This window comes from Pseudoxanthomonas daejeonensis (genome assembly GCF_010093205.1).
GTDB classification, from domain to species: Bacteria; Pseudomonadota; Gammaproteobacteria; order Xanthomonadales; family Xanthomonadaceae; genus Pseudoxanthomonas; species Pseudoxanthomonas daejeonensis.
Genome location: NZ_PDWN01000006.1, coordinates 148,194 through 168,106, shown reverse-complemented (window position 1 = coordinate 168,106; position 19,913 = coordinate 148,194). Strand labels below are relative to the sequence as shown.

Sequence of the window (19,913 nt, the reverse complement as noted above, 5' to 3'; positions counted from 1 at the left end):
GACGCAGTCCTGAGGGCAGTCGCAGGCTTGGCGCAGGCCGGGCGGGAAAGCTTGGGGCAGGCTTAGGCGATGGCCTAGCGCGCCTATACTCGATGGAGGGGAACGATCGCCGGGGGCGTATGTCGCAGCCTGTTCCAAGCAACCTCGTCCTGGACGGCCTGGTCATCGACTTCTCCGGCCGCCGCCTGGTGCGCGACAGCGAAACGCTTGCGTTGGAACCCAAGGCGTTCGCCGTACTCGCATTGCTGGCCGGCTCGCCCGGCCGGGTATTCACCCGCGACGAAATCCTGGACACGGTCTGGGGCCATCGTCACGTCACCCAGGGCGTGCTGAACCGGATCGTGAGCCTGCTGCGCCATGCGCTCGGCGAAGATGCGATGCATCCGCGCCTGCTGCACACGGTGTACGGGATCGGCTACCGCTTCGACCTGCCCGTCGCGGAGCCGGTCTCCGCTGCAGCGGCAGGAAGCGAGGTCGACGCGCCTGCGGCCACTGCGGCCACTGCGGCGAACGGGATGTCGGGAATGTCGGCGGCGGCCACGCAACCGCCACCGCGACGCGCCTGGCCCATCCTGGCCTTCGTCGTGTTGCTGCTGGCGGTCGCGGCGGCCTGGCTGGCAGGAAGGGAAGGGCGAATCCAGCCGCCAGCGGAGGCAAGGGTTTCGGCCGCCGGAGAGCCGTCACTGGCCGTGCTGCCGTTCGCCGATCTTTCCCGCGCCCGCGACCAGGAATACCTCGCCGACGGCCTGGCCGAGGACATCCTCAACCAGCTTGCCCGGTCGCAGTCGCTGCGGGTGGTGGGGCGCACGTCCAGTTTCTCCTTCAAGGGAAGGAGCGAGGACCTGCGCTCCATCGGCCGCAAGCTGGGGGTCGACCACCTGCTGGAAGGCAGCGTCCGCCGCGATGGAGACCAGCTCCGCGTCACCGCGCAGCTGGTGCGCGCCGATGACGGCACCCACCTGTGGTCGAAGACCTACGCGCGAGAACTGCGCGATGTCTTCGCGGTGCAGGAGGAAATCGCGCACGACGTGGCGCAGGCGCTGAGCGTGAAGCTGGACGTGGCCCGTTTCAATCGGGAACAGGGCGGCACCACCAGCGTGGACGCCTACGACCGGTTGCTGCGCTGGCGCAGCATCGTGATGCGCGGGCAGCTGGACTTCGAGCACGATCGCGAACGCCTGCAGCTGGCGCGCGAGATGGTGGCGCTGGACCCGCAATGCATCCTGTGCCGGGACCTGCTGGCGCGTTCGCTGGACTCCATGGCGCTGGAGCTGGGCGATGCGCGCGGCGGGCCGCTGCGGGACGAGGCGCTCCAGGTTCGCACGGAGATCGCACGCATCGCACCGGACAGCTGGGTCGGCAAGCTGGTTCGCGCCAATGCGCTGTGGAGCGGGGGCAAGCGTGCCGAAGCCATCGACCTGGCCAGGCAGGTCGTGGATTCCGGGCCGCCGACCAAGGAGCGGGTCTGGGACTACGCCTACATGATCTACGCGATGGGCCACCTGGAAGAGTCCATCGCACTGGTCGAGCAGGTGCGTGCGGTCGAGCCCATGGCGTTGTACCTGTCGCGCGACCTGCAGTACGACTACACCGCCGCGCGTCGCTACGAGGATGCCGAGGCCGAGTACCGGCGCGCCCGCGCCCTGGAGGGCAGCCAGCTGTCGCCGGATTCCCTGGCCTTGTTCCGCCAGCTGGCGGGCAAGCGGCCCGGTGCGCAGGAAGACCTGCGTGAACTGCATTCGCGCCTGCTGCGGCAGGGGCGCGAGTTCGACACGCCGTTCTTCCGCGACCTGGGGGCGGTGCTGGACGACCGCGAGGCGATGCTCGCCCTGGTGCGCAGGGCACTGGCGGACGAGGCCTACGGCGGTGGCAGTGGTGTCGCCTACCTGTGGACCAGCGTGGCCGACGCGCTGGGCGATGCCGACCTGGCCGTGGCCGCGATGCGCCGGGACCTGGCCGGCTGGGAAGGATTCCAGCAAGGCGCCATGGCGCCGCCGCCGTATGTCGCGCTCTGGAACGCGCCGTATTCGAACGTGCGCGCGCATCCGGACTTCAAGAAGCTGCTGGCGGAAACCGGCGTGGTCGACTACTGGCGGCAGACCGGTCGTTGGGGTGACGGCTGCGGTCCGCTGGGCGAAGACGACTTCCAGTGCCGGTGAGTGGGCAGGCAGGGGCGGCAGTGCCCTGGACATCCTTGCCAGTCCGGACCGTGGCCCAGCGCTAGGGCGTGTGATCCGCCCCCGGATCCCGGCTGCGAAAGGGTGCATCCAGCGAGTGACGACCCGGGCAGGTTGTGCCGGGTTACGCCGCCGGCAGCGGGCAGCTGAAACCGTTGCGGCGCGTACGACGGTCGGGTGCCGCACCGGGATTGCGTCCGGGAATAAAAAAGAAGGCCGGCAGGCCGGCCTTCGTCATGCGTGATCGGGCGGTCCCGCCCCCTCAGTTGCTGGCCTTCTCCTCGACCTTCTGGCCGAGCTTCTTCACGTCCTTGCCCAGGCCTTCCATGGTGTTGCAGGCTGAGAGCGTGGCGAGCGAGAACATGGCGAGCAGCAACAGGGCAACGGAACGCTTCATATGTCTCTCCTGGAGACGAGGTCGGTCATGGCGCAAGGATCGCATGCCGGGCCGTCCGTCGCGACCATGGAGACCGCCGGCAGGGCGTGACGCCAGCCGCAGTTCACGAGCGTGGCGCGGCATCCGGCGGGCAAAAAAAGCCCCGCGATGCGGGGCTTTTCTCCGGATGGCCGTTGCGGGGCTCAGCGCTTCATCGAGCTGAAGAACTCGTCGTTGGACTTGGTGTTCTTCATCTTGTCGAGCATGAACTCCATCGCGCCGATCTCGTCCATCGGGTGCAGCAGCTTGCGCAGGATCCAGATCTTCTGCAGCAGTTCCGGCTCGATCAGCAGGTCTTCGCGGCGGGTGCCGGAGCGGTTGATGTCGATGGCCGGGAACACGCGCTTCTCGGAGATGCGACGCGACAGGTGCACCTCGGAGTTGCCGGTGCCCTTGAACTCCTCGTAGATCACCTCGTCCATCTTGCTGCCGGTGTCGATCAGCGCCGTGGCAATGATCGACAGCGAGCCGCCTTCCTCCACGTTGCGCGCCGCGCCGAAGAAACGCTTCGGGCGGTGCAGCGCGTTGGCGTCCACGCCGCCGGTCAGCACCTTGCCGGAGCTGGGCACGACGTTGTTGTAGGCGCGCGCCAGGCGGGTGATCGAATCGAGCAGGATGACCACGTCCTTCTTGTGCTCGACCAGGCGCTTGGCCCGCTCGATCACCATCTCGGCGACCTGCACGTGGCGCGCGGCCGGCTCGTCGAAGGTGGAGGAGATGACCTCGCCGCGCACGGTGCGCTGCATTTCGGTCACTTCTTCCGGGCGCTCGTCGATCAGCAGCACGATCAGGTGCACGTCGGGGTGGTTGGTCGTGATCGCCGTGGCGATCTGCTGCATCATCATCGTCTTGCCCGCCTTGGGCTGGGAGACGATCAGCGCGCGCTGGCCTTTGCCCTGCGGCGCCATCAGGTCGAGGATGCGGCCGGTGATGTCCTCGGTCGAACCGTCGCCGCGTTCCAGGCGGAAGCGCTTGCGCGGGAACAGGGGCGTGAGGTTCTCGAACAGGTTCTTGTTCTTGGACGCTTCCAGCGGCTCGCCGTTGATGGTGTCGACCACCGACAGGGCGAAGTAGCGCTCGCCGTCCTTGGGCCAGCGGATGCGGCCACTCAGGTGGTCGCCCGTGCGCAGGTTGAAGCGGCGGATCTGGCTGGGCGAGATGTAGGTGTCATCCGGGCCGGCCAGGTAGCTGGCCTCGGCCGCGCGCAGGAAGCCGAAGCCGTCGGGCAGGATTTCCAGCACGCCGTCGGCGGCCACGCCTTCGCCATGGCGGGTCAGCACCTTGAGCAGGGCGAAGATCACGTCCTGCTTGCGGGCACGGGCCACGCCTTCGTGGATCTGCAGCTGCTCTGCGATCTCCATCAGCTTGTGCGCCGGCATCCGCTTCAGGTCGCCCAGCGAATACTGCGGGAAGCCTTCGGGCACGCTCGGATGCGGTCGCGGCGGATGCGGCATCTGGTTGTTGTTGTTGTCGTCCTGCATGCCGCCGTCGTCGCGCGGGCGGTTGCGATCGCGGTCGCGGCGGTTGCGGAAGCGGTCGCGGCGGTTGTTGCGGCCGCCCTCGCGGGCTTCATCGCCGCCGTGCTGCGGGTTGTTCTGGCCATGCTGGCCGCCGGCGTTGTCGCCTGGCGCATGGGTTGACGGGGCGTCGCCGCCGGACGGGGCGGAGGCCTGGGGAGCCTGGGGCGGTGGCGGGGCCGGAGCGGCGGGCGGCGGTGCAGCGGCAACCTCGCTGGCGCCGGCGTCGGCCGGCTTGCTCACGCGCTTGCGTGCACGCTTCTCGGCGGGTGCGTCATCGCTCCCGGGCGTTTCAGGCAGGGTGTTCTCGGACAAGATTGCGATTCCTCGCTGGTAGGCGCGAGCGCCCGGTGCGGGCGTTGGATCCTGGTGGGATGGGTGGTCCGGCGATAGCCCCGGACAGGACGCGACCACGGATCTGTGGCCGGTCTTGGAGACACTAACACCGCTCGCGGGGCGCCGGCAAGCAGGCCGCCGCGAGGGTTCAGGTCAGGGTTCAGCGCAGGCGGGAGGGCCGTTCCGGCGCCCCCGCCCGACCACTCAGGCCGCGGCGCCGAGGGTCTTGTCGATCATCTGGGTCAGCTGGCCCTTGCCGACGGCGCCGACCTGGGTGGCCTGGATCTGGCCATCCTTGAACAGCAGCAGCATCGGGATCGAGCGGACGTGGTACTTGATCGCGGTCGCGCGGTTCTGGTCGATATTGACCTTGGCCACTTTCATCCGGCCATCGTAGGCCTGGGCCAGTTCATCGACGATCGGCGAAATCATCTTGCACGGACCGCACCATTCGGCCCAGAAATCGACCAGGACCGGTTCCTGGGACTGCAGCACGGCGCTGTCGAAATCGGCGTCGCCGACGTGCATCACCTTGTCGTTCACTTGGTATCTCCGTGGATTGCCGGCGCCGGCCCGGCAGGCCGGATGGCGCCTTTAGGTTAAACTGGGGCGTTCCGCGGAGAAGTCAAGGGGCCAATCGCCCCCCGACGCCCGCGTGATGCGACGCCGCGGCGCAGTGTGCGTCGCACTGGAAACCGATGCAAGACCGCCGCGCGCCACGCAGTGTGCCGGCCTCATGAAGACTGGATGATGAGCGACAAACCGCTGACCGATGTAGCTTTTTCCTCTTTCGACCTGCACCCCTCGCTGCTTGCGGGACTGGAAGCCGCAGGTTTCACCCGTTGCACTCCGATCCAGGCGCTGACCCTGCCGGTCGCGTTGCCCGGCCGCGACGTCGCCGGACAGGCGCAGACAGGCACGGGCAAGACGCTCGCGTTCCTGGTCGCGGTGATGAACCGTCTGCTGACGCGGCCCGCGCTGGCCGAACGCAAGCCCGAGGATCCGCGCGCGCTGATCCTCGCGCCGACCCGCGAACTGGCGATCCAGATCCACAAGGACGCGGTCAAGTTCGGCGACGAACTGGGGCTGCGCTTCGCCCTGGTCTACGGCGGCGTGGACTACGACAAGCAGCGCGAGCTGCTGCAGAAGGGCGTGGACGTGATCATCGCCACCCCGGGCCGGCTGATCGACTACGTGAAGCAGCACAAGGTCGTGTCGCTGCACGCCTGCGAGATCTGCGTGCTGGACGAAGCCGACCGGATGTTCGACCTGGGCTTCATCAAGGACATCCGATTCCTGCTGCGGCGGATGCCGATCCGCACCGAGCGCCAGACCCTGCTGTTCTCGGCCACCCTCAGCCATCGCGTGCTGGAGCTGGCGTATGAGCACATGAACGAGCCGGAAAAGCTCGTCGTGGAAACCGAGTTCATCACTGCCGCGCGCGTGCGCCAGAAGATGTATTTCCCCGCCGACGACGAGAAGGTGCCGCTGCTGCTGGGCCTGCTGTCGCGCAGCGAGGGCGCGCGGACCATGGTGTTCGTCAACACCAAGGCGTTCGTCGAGCGCGTCGCGCGTGCGCTGGAGCGCGGCGGCTACCGGGTCGGCGTGCTGTCGGGCGATGTCCCGCAGAAGAAGCGCGAGAGCCTGCTCAACCGCTTCCAGAAGGGCCAGCTTGAAATCCTGGTCGCCACCGACGTGGCCGCGCGCGGCCTGCACATCGACGGTGTCAGCCACGTCTACAACTACGACCTGCCGTTCGACGCGGAGGACTATGTCCACCGCATCGGCCGCACCGCGCGCCTGGGCGCCGAGGGTGACGCGATCAGCTTCGCCTGCGAGCGCTATGCGATGGGCCTGCCGGACATCGAGGCCTATATCGAGCAGAAGATCCCGACCGAGCCGGTGACCCGCGAACTGATGACCCCGCTTCCGCGGGCACCGCGCGAGCGGGTCGAAGGCGAGGACGCGGGCGAGGAGAACGAGAGCATCGGCTCGATCTTCCGCGAGGCACGCGAGCAGCGCGCCGCCGACGAGGAGCGTCGTGGTGGCGGGCGTCCTTCTTCGCGTGGCGGCCCGGGTGGCAGCCGCGGTGGCGGCGAGCGTCGCGAAGGCGAGCGCAAGCCACGTCGCAAGCCGGCGGCCGCGGTCTCCACCGGGGAAGCGGTAGTGGCCAGCGGCGCGGCCGGCGAGAGTCCGCAACCGGCCGCCGACACGCGTCCGCCGCGCTCGCCCCAGGGCGCCAGGCCGGCAGGCGAGGCGCAGGCCGAAGGCGATCGTGGTCCGCGCAAGCGCCGTCGCCGGCGCAATGGCAAGCCGGTCGATGGCGTAGCGCCTGCCGGCGGAGCGGACACCGCACCGTCGCAGGTACCTGCCACGCACCAGGCGCCGGTTGCCGCGCCTGCCGGCAAGAAGGATTCGTTCCTGACCCGCATCGGCCGCAAGCTGCGCTCGTTCGTACCGGGCGGCTGATCCGCGCCACCATGGAGGCCGGCCTTGATACCGCCGGCCTTTCCGGTCCCTGCAGCGCACGCATGCCTGCGGGGAACCGGTTCGCAGGGAGCAGCCCCTGTCGCGCAGGAAGGCGCTCCGACATAATCGCCGCATGAGCGTCCTGCGATTCGAGAACGTCAGCAAGCAATATCCCGGCGGCCACCAGGCGCTGGTCGATGTCAGTTTCGACGTGGCCGAAGGCGAGATGCTGTTCGTCACCGGACATTCCGGAGCGGGCAAGAGCACGCTGCTCAAGCTTATCCACCTGTCCGAGCGGCCCAGCCGCGGCGCCGTGCTGTTCGGCGATCGCAACCTGCAACGCACCCGCGGCGGCAAGGTGGCCCTGCACCGGCGCGACGTCGGCGTGGTCTACCAGGACCATCGCCTGCTCACCGACCGCACGATCGGCGAGAACGTCGCCCTGCCGCTGATCCTGCGCGGCACCCGTCGCGCCGAGATTGGCAAGCGGGTGCGTTCGGTCCTCGAGCGCATGGGCCTGGGCCATCGCGAGAAGGCACTGCCGTCGCAGCTGTCCGCCGGCGAGCAGCAGCGCGTGGGCATTGCCCGGGCGATCATCGCCGAGCCGCGACTGCTGGTGGCCGACGAACCCACCGGCAACCTCGACCCGACCCTGTCGGCCGAAATCATGGAGCTGTTCGCGGGCTTGCCCGAGCGCGGCACCAGCGTACTGGTAGTCAGCCACGACCTGCCGCTGCTGCGGCGCATGCGGCGGCGCGTGCTGGTGCTGGACCATGGCCGCCTGGTCGACGACATCTCGCCACAGGACCTGGCCGAATGAGCGCGGGCACGACGAAAGCGGTTCCCGCACCGGCGTCGCCATCGCGCCCGAGGGTCTGGTTCGACCAGCACCTGCATGGCCTGGCCTTCAGCCTCGGCCGCGTGCTGCGCAAGCCGTGGGCCACGCTGCTGACGATCGCGGTAATGGGGGTAGCGCTGGCGCTGCCGCTGGGCCTGTCGATCGTGATGGACAACCTTCGTCATTTCGCCGGCAGCGTGCAGCAGTCGCGCGAGATCAACGTGTTCCTCAAGGTGGACGTGGATGCGGGCGCCGCGACGAAGCTCGCCGGAACGCTGCGCGACCGTGGCGACGTGGCCGCGGTGGAAATCCGCACGCCCGAACAGGCAGTCGCCGGGTTCCGCGAAAGCAGCGGGCTGGGCGAGGCCCTGGATGCGCTTGGCGAGAATCCGCTGCCGACACTGCTGATCGTGACCCCGAAGGGCGACGACAGCAGCGGCGATACACGCCTGGCGGCCACCCTCGAGGCGCTGCCCCAGGCCGACCTGGTCCAGCACGATGCGGTCTGGCGGCAACGCCTGGACAACTGGCTGGGCTTCGGCCAGCGCGTGGTCCAGGTGCTTTCGGTCGTGCTGGGCCTGGGGGCGCTGCTGGTGGTCGGCAACACGGTGCGACTGGACATCCAGTCGCGGCGCGAGGAGATCGGCGTGCTGCAGCTGCTCGGCGCCAGCGACGGCTTCATCCGCCGCCCGTTCCTCTACCTGGGGGTGTGGTACGGGTTCGGCGCCGGAGTGCTCGCGCTGGGCCTGATCGCCGCCGCCGGATGGGCGCTGCGCGAGCCGCTGGCCGCCCTCAGTGCCAGCTATGGGAGCCAGTTCGCACTCAAGGGTCTGGATGCGCTGCACTCGGCAGTGGTATTGCTGGCGACTGTCCTGCTGGGGTGGCTGGGGGCCCGGGCGGTAACCGGACACTTCCTGCGCCAGACCCGGCCCACGGAGACCTGATGGCCGCCCAAGAACTCAAGCACCTGATCAGCGAAGCGCCGCGGGTGATGGTCGCCGACGGCTCCAAGCTGGTGCGCAAGCTCATTGCCGACGTGCTCGCGCGCGAACTGCCGGGCGTGCAGGTGGTCGGCTGCGCGAGCATCGCCGAGGCGCGTGCGGCCCTGGAAGCCGGCTCGGTCGACCTGGTCACCACCGCGCTTTCGCTGCCTGACGGCGACGGCCTGGAACTGGCCCGCAGCGTGCGCGAGGCGGCCGGGCAGGCTTACGTGCCGGTGATCGTGGTGTCCGGCGACGCGCAGCAGCACCTGGTCGAGCGCCGCTTCACCGAGTTCGTCACCGATTATTTCGACAAGTCGCTGGGCCACGACGCGCTCGCCGAATTCATCCGCGGCTACGTGCAGCCGCAACCGATCGTCGGCGCCACGGTGCTGTACATCGAGGACAGCCGGGTTGTCGCCGAGGCGACCAAGCGCATGCTCGAGCGCCAGCAGCTCAAGGTCATCCACGTGATCACCGCCGAGGAGGCGTTCGGGCTGCTGACTGCCGAATCGCTGGGTCGCCTTCCGGACCGGATCGACCTGATCCTGACCGACGTGACCCTGAAGGGCGAGCTGAGCGGGCGCGACGTGGTCGAGCGGGTCCGTATCGACTTCGCCTACGGCAAGCGCCGCCTGCCGGTGCTGGTGATGACCGGCGACAGCAACCGGCACAACCAGTCCGAGCTGCTCAAGGCCGGCGCCAACGACCTGGTGCAGAAGCCCATCGAGGAACGGCTGCTGGTGACCAAGGTGCTGTTCCAGCTGCGCGTGGCGCGACTGGACGGCAGCCGTTCGAACTGATCCCGTGACCGGCGCGGATCGCGTCCGGCTCGAGCCTTCGTGGAAGGCGCGCCTCGGTGACTGGCTGTCGCGGCCGGAGATGCAGGCGTTGTCGGACTTCCTGCGCGAGCGCAAGGCCGCCGGGGCCCGCGTGTATCCGCCGGGCCCGCAGATCTTCGCCGCCTTCGATGCCACTCCTTTCGACGCGGTGAAAGTCGTGATCCTGGGCCAGGACCCCTACCACGGCCCGGGCCAGGCGCATGGGCTGTGCTTTTCGGTGCTGCCGGGCGTGCCGGTGCCACCGTCGCTGGTCAACATCTTCAAGGAGATCGAGCAGGAACTCGGCATCCCCAGGCCGGACCATGGCTGCCTGCTGCCGTGGGCACGGCAGGGCGTGCTGCTGCTCAATGCGGTGCTGACCGTGGAGGACGGCCGTGCCGGCGCGCACCAGGGCAAGGGCTGGGAGGGCTTTACCGACCACGCCATCGAAGCCCTGGCCAGCGAGCGCGAAGGTCTGGTGTTCATGCTGTGGGGCAGCTATGCCCAGGCCAAGGGCAAGGTGATCGATCCACGCCGGCACCGGGTGCTGAAGGCACCGCATCCGTCGCCGCTGTCCGCGCACCGCGGCTTTCTCGGCTGCGGGCACTTCGCTGCCGCCAACGAGTACCTGGCCCGGCGCGGGCAGGCGCCTATCGACTGGTCGCTGCCGCGGCGGGCCGAGGTCGAGGCGCTGCTGGCGGCGGGATAGGGCGGCCGTAGCCGCGCGGATGGTCGGGCCGGGGTCCGCCGGGATCCGGCGTCGTCCGGCCTACGCAGTCCGATCGACCCCTCATTACCGATAGCGACGATGCCAGCCATGGGTCACGGGATGCGGACGTACGCTTTAGTCGCATTTATGGAACAATCAATGGATGGATAGCTTGTTTATTCCATAATTGTGCAGGTTCATCCTGTCGGCCAATCGCAGGGCTTACCCGATCCGCATTCCGCGCATCCGCCCGGCGTCCCTTGAGGCCACCATGAACCACCTTTTTGCGCTGTTGGGCCGCATCGGCCTGTCCCTGATCTTTGTCGTCTCCGGCTGGAGCAAGCTGGACGCCTACGCCGGCACCCAGCAGTACATGGAGGCGATGGGCGTGCCCGGCGCGCTGCTGCCGCTGGTGATCGCGCTGGAAATCGGCGGCGGCCTGGCCGTAATCGCTGGCGTCTTCACCCGCAGCACCGCGCTCACCCTGGCCTTGTTCTCGCTGGCGGCTGGCGTGCTGTTCCATGCCGACCTGGGCGACCAGAACCAGTTCATCCACCTGATGAAGAATGTCGCCCTGGGCGGCGGCTTCCTGATGCTGGCCGCCAATGGCGCCGGCGCCTTCAGCGTCGATGCCTGGCGTCGCGACCGCCAGCAGTCCATTCCCACCCTCAGCACCGGAGGTGCCCTGTGATCACCCTGCGTCCCGCTGCCGAGCGCGGCCATGCCAACCACGGCTGGCTCGATTCCTGGCACAGCTTCTCCTTCGCCGAATACTTCGATGCGGACCACGTGCACTGGGGCCCGCTGCGGGTGATCAACGAGGACCGCGTGGCCGCCGGCCAGGGCTTCGGCACCCATGGTCACCGCGACATGGAAATCATCAGCTACGTGCTGGAAGGCGCGCTGGGCCACAAGGATTCGATGGGCAACATCGAAACCATCACCCCGGGCGAGGTGCAGCGCATGAGCGCCGGCACCGGCGTGACCCACTCCGAATTCAACTACGACAGCACCGGCACGACGCATTTCCTGCAGATCTGGATCCTCCCCGAGCGCACCGGGATCGCCCCCGGCTACGAGCAGAAACGCTTTGACGACAGCGAGAAGCGCGGCCGCCTGCGGCTGGTGGTCAGTCCGGACGGCGCCGACGGTTCGGTGAGCATCCACCAGGACGCGCGGATGTACGCGGGGCTGTTCGAGGGCCAGGAGGCCGAGACCCTGGCCATCGAACCGGGGCGCCTGGCCTACGTGCACCTGGTCCGCGGCACCGCCACGGTCAATGGCCGCGTGCTGGTCGCCGGCGACGCGCTGCTGTACCGGGACGAGGCCCAGGTGCGGATCGAGGCCGGGCAGGGCGCCGAGGTACTGGTGTTCGACCTGCCCGAGCTGGCCCGCCACTGAGGCCCGGAAGGGCCGCGACCCGGGGTCGCGGCCCCCTTGAGAACCTGTCATCCCGGCCTCACACCCCTGTAGTGGCCGGTGCGGCACGATCGCGTTCCGCTGCTAGGTTTGCGTTCAGTTCGTGCGTCGCAAGTGATTGATTTAAAAAGTGCTTGAGGGCACTTTTGTTGTTGCACGGATGCAATGCTGGGAACCATGTCCGGCGTTAGCAGTCCAATCTCCCGATTGCTAAGATGACTGCCATGACCCAGACCCTGCGCTCCACCAGTCTCGTTCCCAACAACCTCCCGATCCCCAGCCCGCTGGGGTCGCTGGATGCCTATATCGGCGCGGTGCACCAGATCCCGGTGCTGAGCGTCGAGGACGAGCAGTCCCTGTCACGCCGCTTCCGCGAGGGCGAAGACCTGGACGCCGCCCGTGAGCTCGTGCATTCGCACCTGCGCTTCGTGGTGCACGTGGCCCGTGGCTACAGCGGTTACGGCCTGCAGCTGGGCGACCTGATCCAAGAAGGCAACATCGGCCTGATGAAGGCGGTCAAGCGCTTCGACCCGGACATGGGCGTGCGCCTGGTGAGCTTCGCCGTGCACTGGATCCGTGCCGAGATGCACGAGTTCATCCTCAAGAACTGGCGCATCGTGAAGGTCGCCACGACCAAGGCCCAGCGCAAGCTGTTCTTCAACCTGCGCAAGGCCAAGACCCGCCTGGGCTGGATGAACGCGGCCGAGGTCAGCGCCGTGGCCCGGGACCTCAATGTCTCCGAGCGCGAAGTGCTGGAGATGGAAGCGCGCCTGTCGGGTCGCGACGTCGGCTTCGACGCGCCGGCCGACGAGGACAACGAACACGCGCCGCCGTCGCCGGCCGCCTACCTGCGGGCCGCAGAGGAAGATCCGTCGCAGGCCTACGAGCGTGCCGACAGCGAGGACAACCAGCTGCAGCTGCTGCGCGAAGGCCTGGCGGCGCTGGATGCACGCTCGCGCGACATCATCGCCCGCCGCTGGCTCGATGCCGACAGCAAGGTCACGCTGCAGGAGCTGGCCGACGAATACGGCGTGTCGGCCGAACGCATCCGCCAGATCGAGGCGAACGCGATGAAGAAGATGAAGGCGCTGCTCGCCGCCTGAGCGGTCGCGTCAACCAGAAAGTGCAACGGCCCGGGCCACAAGCCCGGGCCGTTTGCGTTGGGGAGGATGCATCCGATGCGGTGCGGCCGGCCGGATGAAAGTGCCACCCGTGTCGAACGCGTCAGCAGTGCATGCGCGCCGATACGCGCGGAGAAGCGGTGGAGTTTCAGGGCTCTTCTGGCACCCGCGCCACCGGCAGGTGCCAGCCGTGGCGGATTGCCATGTAGCGCAAGCCGAAGCAGGCCAGCGCACCGGCCGCCATTGCCGGGTACTGCGGCAAGCCGGTGACGTGCGCGAGCGCGACCACGCCACTGCCGAGCAGCGCGGCGACCGCGTACAGCTCGGCCTGCAGGACCACCGGCGTGCGCGCGACCAGCAGGTCGCGGGCGATGCCGCCGCCGATGCCGCTCATCATCCCGAGCAGGGTCGCGGCGAAGGGGGAAAGCCCGAAGGCCAAGGCCTTGCTCGTACCCAGCACGGCGAACAGCGCCAGCCCGGCCGCATCGAACAGCTGCACCGGGTTGCGCAGGCGCTCGATCACGGCGCTCCAGTAGAAGGTGGCCACGCCGGCCAGCATGGCGACCGCCAGGTAGCGCCAGTCGGCCAGTGCCGCGGGCGGTTGCGCACCGATCAGCACGTCGCGCGCGATGCCACCGGAGACCGCCGCCGCGCAGGACAGCACCAGCACGCCGAACAGGTCCAGCCGCTGGCGCACCGCCAGGGTGGCGCCGCTGAGCGCGAACACGAACGTGCCGAGCAGGTCGAATACGAGCAAGAGGAAGGACACGGCCGTCGCGTTCGCTGGATGACGGGGAAAGGATCGCAGCGCCGGCGCCGATTGTCATTCAGCCCGGGCCACAGAGCGGCTCGCCGCGAGGATGTGGCGAGGTGGGCGGCGAGCGCGTCGCCTACCCCGGGGCGTCACCCGAGGGCTCACCCTCCCTCCGGCCCCCGAGGATGATCCGCGCCGCGCGCTGGTAGCTCCAGTAGGCCCAGGCCCAGTTGAGCAGCACCACCAGCCGGTTGCGGAAGCCAATCAGGAAGAATACGTGCGCCGCCAGCCAGAACCACCATGCGAGCAGCCCCGAGAGCTTGAAGCCGTGCACGTCGACCACCGCGGCCATGCGGCCGATGGTCGCCAGGTTGCCGAAGTCGCGGTAACGGAACGGACGGGCCGGCGCACCCGCCAGCCGTGCCCGGAGCGATGCCGCCACGTGCCGTCCCATCTGCTTGGCCGCCGGCGCCACGCCCGGCACCGGCGGTCCGTCCGCGCGCTGTACCGCGGCCAGATCGCCGGCGACGAAGACGTGCGGATGCCCGGGCACGCTCAGGTCCGCCTCGACGGATACACGGCCGGCGCGGTCCAGCGGTACGCCCAGCGAACGCGCCAGCGGAGAAGCCGCCACGCCTGCCGCCCAGACCACGGTGCGCGCGGGCACGTACTCCTCACCCAGGCGATAACCACCGTCGTCGATCGCGGTCACCGGCACGCCGGTCGAGACTTCCACGCCGAGGCGTTCAAGCTGCCGCCGCGCCTTGTCAGACAACTCCTCTGGAAACGACGCCAGCACGCGCGGCCCGGCCTCGACCAGGCGCACGCGCGCGCTGGCCGGATCGATCCGGCGGAACTCGTCCTTCAGCGTGTGGCGCGCGATCTCGGCCAGGGTGCCGGCCAGCTCCACGCCGGTAGGACCGCCGCCGACGACAGCGAAGCTGAGCCAGGCCGTGCGTTCGGCCGGATCCTCGCAGGCTTCCGCGCGCTCGAAGGCCAACAGCAGCTTGCGGCGCAGGTGCAGCGCGTCGTCGAGCGATTTCAGGCCCGGCGCGTGCGCGGCCCATTCGTCGTGGCCGAAGTAGGCGTGCGTGGCACCGCTGGCCAGCAGCAGGTAATCGAACCCGAGCACGCTGCCGTCCGCCAGCGCCACCTGCCGGGCGGTCGGATCGATGGAAGTGGCTTCGCCCAGTCGCACTTCGACATTGCGCTGCCTGCGCAGGATGTGCCGCAGCGGTGCGGCGATGTCGGGCGCCGACAGGCCGGCGGTGGCGACCTGGTAGAGCAGCGGCTGGAACAGGTGGTGGTTGCTGCGATCGAGCAGGGTGATCCGCAGCGGCGATTTCGCCAGCGCGCGCGTAGCCCAGAGGCCGGCGAAGCCGCCGCCGATCACGAGCAGGTGGGGCGGGGAGGCGGGCGTGTGGTCCATGCGGTTCCTTCGTCAGGGGATCAGCGTGCGTGGTCCATGTCGATGCGCGAATGCCGACGCGTATCGGGCATCAGCACGTACACCACCAGCGAGATTGCGATGCACGCGGTGACGTACCAGTAGAAGCCGCTCTCCATGCCGGCGCGCTTGAACCACAGCGCCACGTACTCGGCAGTGCCGCCGAACAGCGCCACGGTCAGCGCGTACGGCAGGCCCACGCCGAGCGCGCGTACCTCGACCGGGAACAGCTCGGCCTTCACCACCGCGTTGATCGCGGTGTAGCCGCTGAGCACGACCAGGGCCAGCAGCACCAGCCAGAACGCCTGAGTCGCGCTGCCCACTTCTTGCAGCCGGCTCAGGATCGGCACCGTCAGCAGCGTACCGAGCACGCCGAAGGCGATCAGCACCGGGCGCCGCCCGATCCGGTCGGAGAGCGCGCCCACCAGCGGCTGCAGCAGCATGAACACGAACAGCGTGGACGCGTTGACCAGCGCAGCCGCCTGGCTCGACAGGCCGGCGCTGTTGACCAGGAATTTGTGCACGTACGTGGTGTACGTGTAGAACGCCAGCGTGCCGCCCATGGTGAGTCCGACGACAGTGAGCAGCGCGCGCGGATGCCGCAGCAAGGCACGCATCGTGCCCTGCCGCTGCTGGTGCGCGGCCGAGGTGTCCGCTTCGCTGCGCACGAACGATTCGGTTTCGGCCATGGTCCGCCGCAGCCACAGCGCCACCAGCGCCGCCAGCGCGCCGATCGCGAAGGGGATGCGCCAGCCCCATTCGCGCAGCTGGTCCGCATCCAGGACCTGTTGCAGCACCAGCAGCACCGCAAGCGCCAGCAGGTGGCCCATCACCAGGGTCACGTACTGGAAGCTTGACCAGAACCCACGATGTTCGCGGCTGGCCATCTCGCTGAGATAGGTGGCCGAGGTGCCGTACTCGCCGCCGACCGACAGGCCCTGCAGCAGCCGCGCCAGGACCAGCAGCAGCGGGGCGAACACGCCGATGCTGGCGTAGCCGGGCGTGAGCGCGATCACCAGCGAGCCGCCGCACATCATCCACACCGACAGCAGCAGCGCGGCGCGGCGACCGTGCCGGTCGGCGTAGCGCCCGAGCAGCCAGCCGCCCAGCGGTCGCATCAGGAAGCCGACCGCGAAGATCGCGGCGGTCTTCAGCAGCTGGCTGGTGCGGTCGCCGCCGGGGAAGAACACTTCGGCGAAATAGAGCGAGAACGCCGCGTACACGTACCAGTCGTACCACTCCACCAGGTTGCCGACCGAGCCGCTGAAGATGCTGCGCAGGCGCCGGGCCGGCGTGAGTTCACGATGTGGGTCCATGGGGCGATTCTGGCATGGGCAGGATGCCGGTCGCAGCCCGGGCGGTGTGCAAAACTGCAGCCCTGGGCCGTCTTTGGCCGCATGGAGAATCACGATGACGGAACCCGAGAAGCGCATCGCCCTGCTGATCGATGCCGACAATGCGCCGGCCAGCAAGATCGACGTGATCCTGGCCGAGGTCGCGCGCTACGGCGTGGCCAACGTGCGCCGCGCCTACGGCAACTGGAAGAGCCCGCACCTCAAGCAGTGGGAAGCGGTGCTGCACGAGTACGCGATCCGGCCGATCCAGCAGTTCGCCTATTCGACCGGGAAGAACGCTTCCGACATGGCCATGGTGATCGACGCGATGGACCTGCTGTACGCGCGCAACCTCGACGGTTTCGCCATCGTCACCAGCGACGCCGACTTCACCCCGCTGGTGATGCGCTTGCTTACCGACGGCGAGAAGGTCTATGGCTTCGGCGAGAAGAAGACGCCATCGCCCTTCGTCAACGCCTGTTCCAAGTTCACCTACCTCGAGGCGCTGGGCGCGCCGCCGGACAACGGCAAGGTCGAGGCCAGCGCGCCGAAGAAGGCCGCACAGGACCTGCGCGGCGATGCGCGCCTGGTGCAGATGCTGCGCAGCGCGGTGGACTCCGGCAGCGGCGACGACGGCTGGACCCGGCTGGACGTGGTCGGCAGCCAGATCGGCAACCAGGCCTCGTTCGACCCGCGCAACTACGGCTACCGCAAGCTCAGCGACCTGGTGAAGGCCAGCGACCTGTTCGAGGTCAAGCAGGAAGGCAAGACGATCTGGGTCCGCGACAAGCCGCGCAAGCGAGTCGCGGCGAAGAAAACGGCGGTCTGATCCGGCTGTCACGCGCGGGTCGGTGCGGCTTCCCGGCCCCGCGCGCTCCCCGCGTAACTGGGTGACGATCCGCTAGTAGAGATCCACCGGGTCCACGTCCAGCGACCAGCGCGTGCGTCGCGCCTCGGGCAGGGCATGGATCGCGGGCAAGGCAGCGTCCAGCAATGCATGCAGCACGGGGCGGGTACTGGCCGACAGCACCAGCTGCATCCGGTACAGGCCCGCACGACGGGCCATCGGTGCGGTCACCGGGCCATGCAGTTGCACCGCTGCCTGCATGGCACCGGCACCGGCTTCATGCAGGATCGCCTTCGCTGCGCGCAGGAAAGCACCCGCCGTATCGACCTGCTGCGCTTCGGCGCGCAGCATTGCCAGGTAGGTGGAGGGCGGGAAGCCGGCCGCTGCGCGCTGCACCAGTTCGTCGCGGGCGAAGGTGTCGTAGCCGCCGTTGATCAGGTCGTGCAGCAGGCGATGGTCGGGATGGTGGGTCTGCCACCACACCTCGCCCGGGCGCTGCGCGCGGCCGGCGCGCCCGGCCACCTGCACCAGCAGCTGGGCCAGCTTTTCGCCGGCGCGGAAATCGGAGGAGAACAGGCCTTCGTCCACGCCGACCACGACCACGCGGGTCAGGTTGGGCAGGTCGTGGCCCTTGGCCAGGATCTGGGTGCCGACCAGGACGCCGGGCCGGTCGCCGAGCTCGTCCAGCAGCTTGGCCAGGCCATCGCGGCGCTGGGTGGTGCCGCGATCGATGCGCAGGACCGGCCAGTCGGCGAAGCGTTCGGCGAGCAATTCTTCCAGCCGTTCGGTGCCGATGCCCTGCGGCTGCAGGGCCAGGCTGGCGCAGTCCGGGCAGGCCAGCGGCCGCGTCTGCCGGTGTCCGCAGTGATGGCAGACCAGCTTGCCGCCGCCGGCGTGGACGGTGAGGGGCGTGCCCTGCGCCGGCGTGCTGCAGCGCGGACACTGCGCGCTCCAGCCGCAGTCGTGGCACAGCAGCACCGGCGCGTAGCCGCGCCGGTTCTTGAACACCAGCACCTGGCCACCATCGCGCAGCGCCGCGCCGATCATCTCCAGCGTTTCCGGTGCCAGCCCTGCCTGCAGTGGCCGCTTGCGCACGTCGAGGATGCGCACCGCCGGCGGCCGGGCTTCGCCGGCACGACGACGCAGGCGCAGGTGCGCGAAGCGACCGGCCAGCGCGTTGTGCAGCGTCTCCAGCGAGGGCGTGGCGCTGCCGAGCAGCACCGGCACGCCCAGTGCCTTGCCGCGGACCAGGGCGAAGTCGCGCGCGTGGTAGCGGATGCCGTCCTGCTGCTTGTAGCTGCCGTCATGCTCCTCGTCGACCACGATCAGTCCCGCGTCGGGCAGCGGGGTGAACACCGCCGAACGCGTGCCCACGATCACGCGCGCCTCGCCGCGCCAGGCCGCCGTCCACACCCGAGCGCGCTCGTTGTCGGTCAGTCCCGAATGCAGCGCGTGCACCGGCACGCCCAGGCGCGCGCGGAAGCGGGCCAGCGTCTGCGGGGTGAGGCCGATCTCCGGGACCAGCACCAGCGCCTGCCGGCCGCGCGCCAGGCAGTCGGCAATGGCATGCAGGTAGACCTCGGTCTTGCCACTGCCGGTCACGCCTTCGAGCAGGGCCGGGCTGAAGCTATCGGCCGCCGCGATCGCCGTGATCGCTGCCTGCTGTTCAGCGCTGGGAAGCGGACCCGGCTGCGGTGCCGGAGCGTGCGCGAACGCCGGCGTGGCGATGCGCTCGGCGAAGCCGCGCCGCGCCAGCGACCGCGCCGCTCCACGCCAGCCATCCAGTTCCCGCTCCAGCCGATCCTCGTCGCACGGTCCGCCTTCCAGCAACTCGGCCAGCCGGCGCGGACGCGTGTTGCGCCGCAGCCCGGCCAGCCCGGTGATCCCCGCTTCGGTCAGCAGCCAGGCCCAGGCATGGGTATCGGGCAGGGGGCCGCCCGCGCGCAGCGACGCGGGCAGCGCGGTGGCGAACACTTCGCCGGCCGGGGCATGGGTGTAACGGGTGAGCCACCGCAGCGACTCCAGCAGCTCGCCGGTGAACACCGGCTCGGCGTCGGGCAGGGCATGGGCGCGGCGCAGCTCCACCCCGGGCTCGGCGGCGCCGGTGCCGGCCACCACGCCGAGCAGTTCGCGGTTGCCGAACGGGACCCGGATCCGCTGGCCGGCCTGGATGGCGGTGAGGGACTGGCCTTCGGGGGGCAAATAGTCGAACAGCCGCGGGACGGGCACCGGAAGGGCGACCTGGAGACAGGTGGGCGGGGTGGATCCAGGTGCGGGCATCACGCCAGTCTACGGCCCGCCCGTGGCCCGCGCAGCGATGCCCGCTTGCGAGTCATTGTTGTAGTGGGTCCGACAAACCGGAGGTAAACGCCCGTCACAGTTGGATATTTGTGCTTATCCACACTGGGTGTGGATAAGCTTGTGCATGAGCGCGATGCTTCACGCGGCAAACACGGGGATTCAAGCCTGTCAGTCAGGTTGGTCAAAAAAGCGCCATATGCAAAAATACATATAAATCATATGTTTAGGCGTGAAACACAGATGTAGCAAAGTGGTGGAAGGCGAAACATGCGGTTTTAGGCCGAAAGTAATTGCGCTGTGCACAACCGCGCAGGTGGCAGCCCTTGTCGTGGCGCGCTGGAACAGCGTCGACGGCGCTGTCAAGAGCGAAGCCGGGTGCGGTGCCGCGTATCCTCGGCACATGCCGG

The 19,913-nt window shown here is 69.0% G+C and carries 17 protein-coding genes; 10 read left to right on the top strand and 7 right to left on the bottom strand.

Annotated features, from left to right (window positions below):
* Positions 1-119: 119 nt before the first annotated feature.
* Positions 120-2,159, top strand: a complete 2,040-nt coding sequence (locus tag CSC65_RS07960) for a winged helix-turn-helix domain-containing protein (RefSeq protein ID WP_162410023.1) — start codon at positions 120-122, stop codon at positions 2,157-2,159.
* A 280-nt stretch (positions 2,160-2,439) separates the two neighbouring features.
* Here the strand turns inward: CSC65_RS07960 and CSC65_RS07955 are convergent, their stop codons facing one another.
* From CSC65_RS07955 to trxA, 3 genes are all read right to left on the bottom strand, one after another.
* Positions 2,440-2,574 (bottom strand): entericidin A/B family lipoprotein, encoded by a 135-nt coding sequence (locus CSC65_RS07955; RefSeq protein ID WP_162410022.1) that lies wholly within the window; start codon positions 2,572-2,574, stop codon positions 2,440-2,442.
* A gap of 182 nt (positions 2,575-2,756) precedes the next feature.
* Positions 2,757-4,445, bottom strand: a complete 1,689-nt coding sequence (gene rho / locus CSC65_RS07950) for a transcription termination factor Rho (RefSeq protein WP_162410021.1) — start codon at positions 4,443-4,445, stop codon at positions 2,757-2,759.
* A gap of 225 nt (positions 4,446-4,670) precedes the next feature.
* Positions 4,671-5,009, bottom strand: a complete 339-nt coding sequence (gene trxA / locus CSC65_RS07945) for a thioredoxin TrxA (protein ID WP_162407554.1) — start codon at positions 5,007-5,009, stop codon at positions 4,671-4,673.
* A 207-nt stretch (positions 5,010-5,216) separates the two neighbouring features.
* Between trxA and rhlB the strand changes: the two genes are divergently transcribed.
* From rhlB to rpoH, 8 genes are all read left to right on the top strand, one after another.
* Positions 5,217-6,935, top strand: a complete 1,719-nt coding sequence (rhlB, locus tag CSC65_RS07940) for an ATP-dependent RNA helicase RhlB (protein ID WP_162410020.1) — start codon at positions 5,217-5,219, stop codon at positions 6,933-6,935.
* Between the two features lie 133 nt (positions 6,936-7,068).
* A complete protein-coding gene (gene ftsE / locus CSC65_RS07935; RefSeq protein ID WP_162410019.1) occupies positions 7,069-7,755 on the top strand; it encodes a cell division ATP-binding protein FtsE in 687 nt (228 codons plus the stop codon).
* Positions 7,752-8,717 carry a permease-like cell division protein FtsX gene (gene ftsX, locus CSC65_RS07930; RefSeq protein WP_162410018.1) on the top strand — a complete coding sequence of 322 codons (966 nt, stop codon included), beginning with the start codon at positions 7,752-7,754 and terminating at the stop codon, positions 8,715-8,717. The genes ftsE and ftsX overlap by 4 nt, the downstream gene beginning before the upstream one ends.
* Positions 8,717-9,556, top strand: a complete 840-nt coding sequence (locus CSC65_RS07925; protein ID WP_162410017.1) for a response regulator — start codon at positions 8,717-8,719, stop codon at positions 9,554-9,556. The genes ftsX and CSC65_RS07925 overlap by 1 nt, the downstream gene beginning before the upstream one ends.
* A gap of 4 nt (positions 9,557-9,560) precedes the next feature.
* The gene (gene ung / locus CSC65_RS07920; RefSeq protein ID WP_162410016.1) at positions 9,561-10,283 is read left to right on the top strand and encodes a uracil-DNA glycosylase; all 723 of its coding nucleotides are present in this window, start codon (positions 9,561-9,563) and stop codon (positions 10,281-10,283) included.
* Positions 10,284-10,554: 271 nt separating this feature from the next.
* Positions 10,555-10,974, top strand: a complete 420-nt coding sequence (locus tag CSC65_RS07915) for a DoxX family protein (protein ID WP_162410015.1) — start codon at positions 10,555-10,557, stop codon at positions 10,972-10,974.
* On the top strand, positions 10,971-11,684 hold the full coding sequence (locus tag CSC65_RS07910; RefSeq protein ID WP_162410014.1) for a pirin family protein: 714 nt from the start codon (positions 10,971-10,973) through the stop codon (positions 11,682-11,684). The genes CSC65_RS07915 and CSC65_RS07910 overlap by 4 nt, the downstream gene beginning before the upstream one ends.
* A gap of 242 nt (positions 11,685-11,926) precedes the next feature.
* Complete coding sequence (gene rpoH / locus CSC65_RS07905; RefSeq protein WP_162410013.1) at positions 11,927-12,805, top strand: RNA polymerase sigma factor RpoH; 879 nt, start codon at positions 11,927-11,929, stop codon at positions 12,803-12,805.
* A 166-nt stretch (positions 12,806-12,971) separates the two neighbouring features.
* On the opposite strand, the gene CSC65_RS07900 is transcribed toward rpoH, so the two are convergent.
* The 3 genes from CSC65_RS07900 to CSC65_RS07890 form a co-directional block, all read right to left on the bottom strand.
* Positions 12,972-13,592: a trimeric intracellular cation channel family protein gene (locus tag CSC65_RS07900; RefSeq protein ID WP_162410012.1), complete on the bottom strand. Its 621-nt coding sequence runs from the start codon at positions 13,590-13,592 to the stop codon at positions 12,972-12,974.
* A gap of 121 nt (positions 13,593-13,713) precedes the next feature.
* Positions 13,714-15,006, bottom strand: coding sequence for an NAD(P)/FAD-dependent oxidoreductase (locus tag CSC65_RS07895; RefSeq protein WP_162410011.1), 1,293 nt, complete (start codon positions 15,004-15,006; stop codon positions 13,714-13,716).
* Between the two features lie 20 nt (positions 15,007-15,026).
* Positions 15,027-16,340, bottom strand: coding sequence for an MFS transporter (locus CSC65_RS07890; protein ID WP_162410010.1), 1,314 nt, complete (start codon positions 16,338-16,340; stop codon positions 15,027-15,029).
* A gap of 88 nt (positions 16,341-16,428) precedes the next feature.
* Here CSC65_RS07890 and CSC65_RS07885 point away from each other — a divergent pair, with 88 nt between their 5' ends.
* Complete coding sequence (locus CSC65_RS07885) at positions 16,429-17,187, top strand: NYN domain-containing protein (RefSeq protein WP_202922849.1); 759 nt, start codon at positions 16,429-16,431, stop codon at positions 17,185-17,187.
* 72 nt (positions 17,188-17,259) lie between these two features.
* On the opposite strand, the gene CSC65_RS07880 is transcribed toward CSC65_RS07885, so the two are convergent.
* Positions 17,260-19,485 carry a primosomal protein N' gene (locus tag CSC65_RS07880; protein ID WP_162410008.1) on the bottom strand — a complete coding sequence of 742 codons (2,226 nt, stop codon included), beginning with the start codon at positions 19,483-19,485 and terminating at the stop codon, positions 17,260-17,262.
* Positions 19,486-19,913 lie beyond the last annotated feature (428 nt).

What these genes read in the sequence shown, in the direction of transcription:
- ftsX (WP_162410018.1), top strand. Translation starts at nt 7,752, where the DNA reads ATGAGCGCGGGCACGACGAAAGCGGTTCCCGCACCGGCGTCGCCATCG.
- CSC65_RS07915 (WP_162410015.1), top strand. Translation starts at nt 10,555, where the DNA reads ATGAACCACCTTTTTGCGCTGTTGGGCCGCATCGGCCTGTCCCTGATC.
- CSC65_RS07955 (WP_162410022.1), bottom strand. Translation starts at nt 2,574, where the DNA reads ATGAAGCGTTCCGTTGCCCTGTTGCTGCTCGCCATGTTCTCGCTCGCC.
- rpoH (WP_162410013.1), top strand. Translation starts at nt 11,927, where the DNA reads ATGACCCAGACCCTGCGCTCCACCAGTCTCGTTCCCAACAACCTCCCG.
- CSC65_RS07960 (WP_162410023.1), top strand. Translation starts at nt 120, where the DNA reads ATGTCGCAGCCTGTTCCAAGCAACCTCGTCCTGGACGGCCTGGTCATC.
- CSC65_RS07925 (WP_162410017.1), top strand. Translation starts at nt 8,717, where the DNA reads ATGGCCGCCCAAGAACTCAAGCACCTGATCAGCGAAGCGCCGCGGGTG.
- ftsE (WP_162410019.1), top strand. Translation starts at nt 7,069, where the DNA reads ATGAGCGTCCTGCGATTCGAGAACGTCAGCAAGCAATATCCCGGCGGC.
- CSC65_RS07895 (WP_162410011.1), bottom strand. Translation starts at nt 15,006, where the DNA reads ATGGACCACACGCCCGCCTCCCCGCCCCACCTGCTCGTGATCGGCGGC.
- CSC65_RS07890 (WP_162410010.1), bottom strand. Translation starts at nt 16,340, where the DNA reads ATGGACCCACATCGTGAACTCACGCCGGCCCGGCGCCTGCGCAGCATC.
- rhlB (WP_162410020.1), top strand. Translation starts at nt 5,217, where the DNA reads ATGAGCGACAAACCGCTGACCGATGTAGCTTTTTCCTCTTTCGACCTG.
- CSC65_RS07880 (WP_162410008.1), bottom strand. Translation starts at nt 19,485, where the DNA reads ATGCCCGCACCTGGATCCACCCCGCCCACCTGTCTCCAGGTCGCCCTT.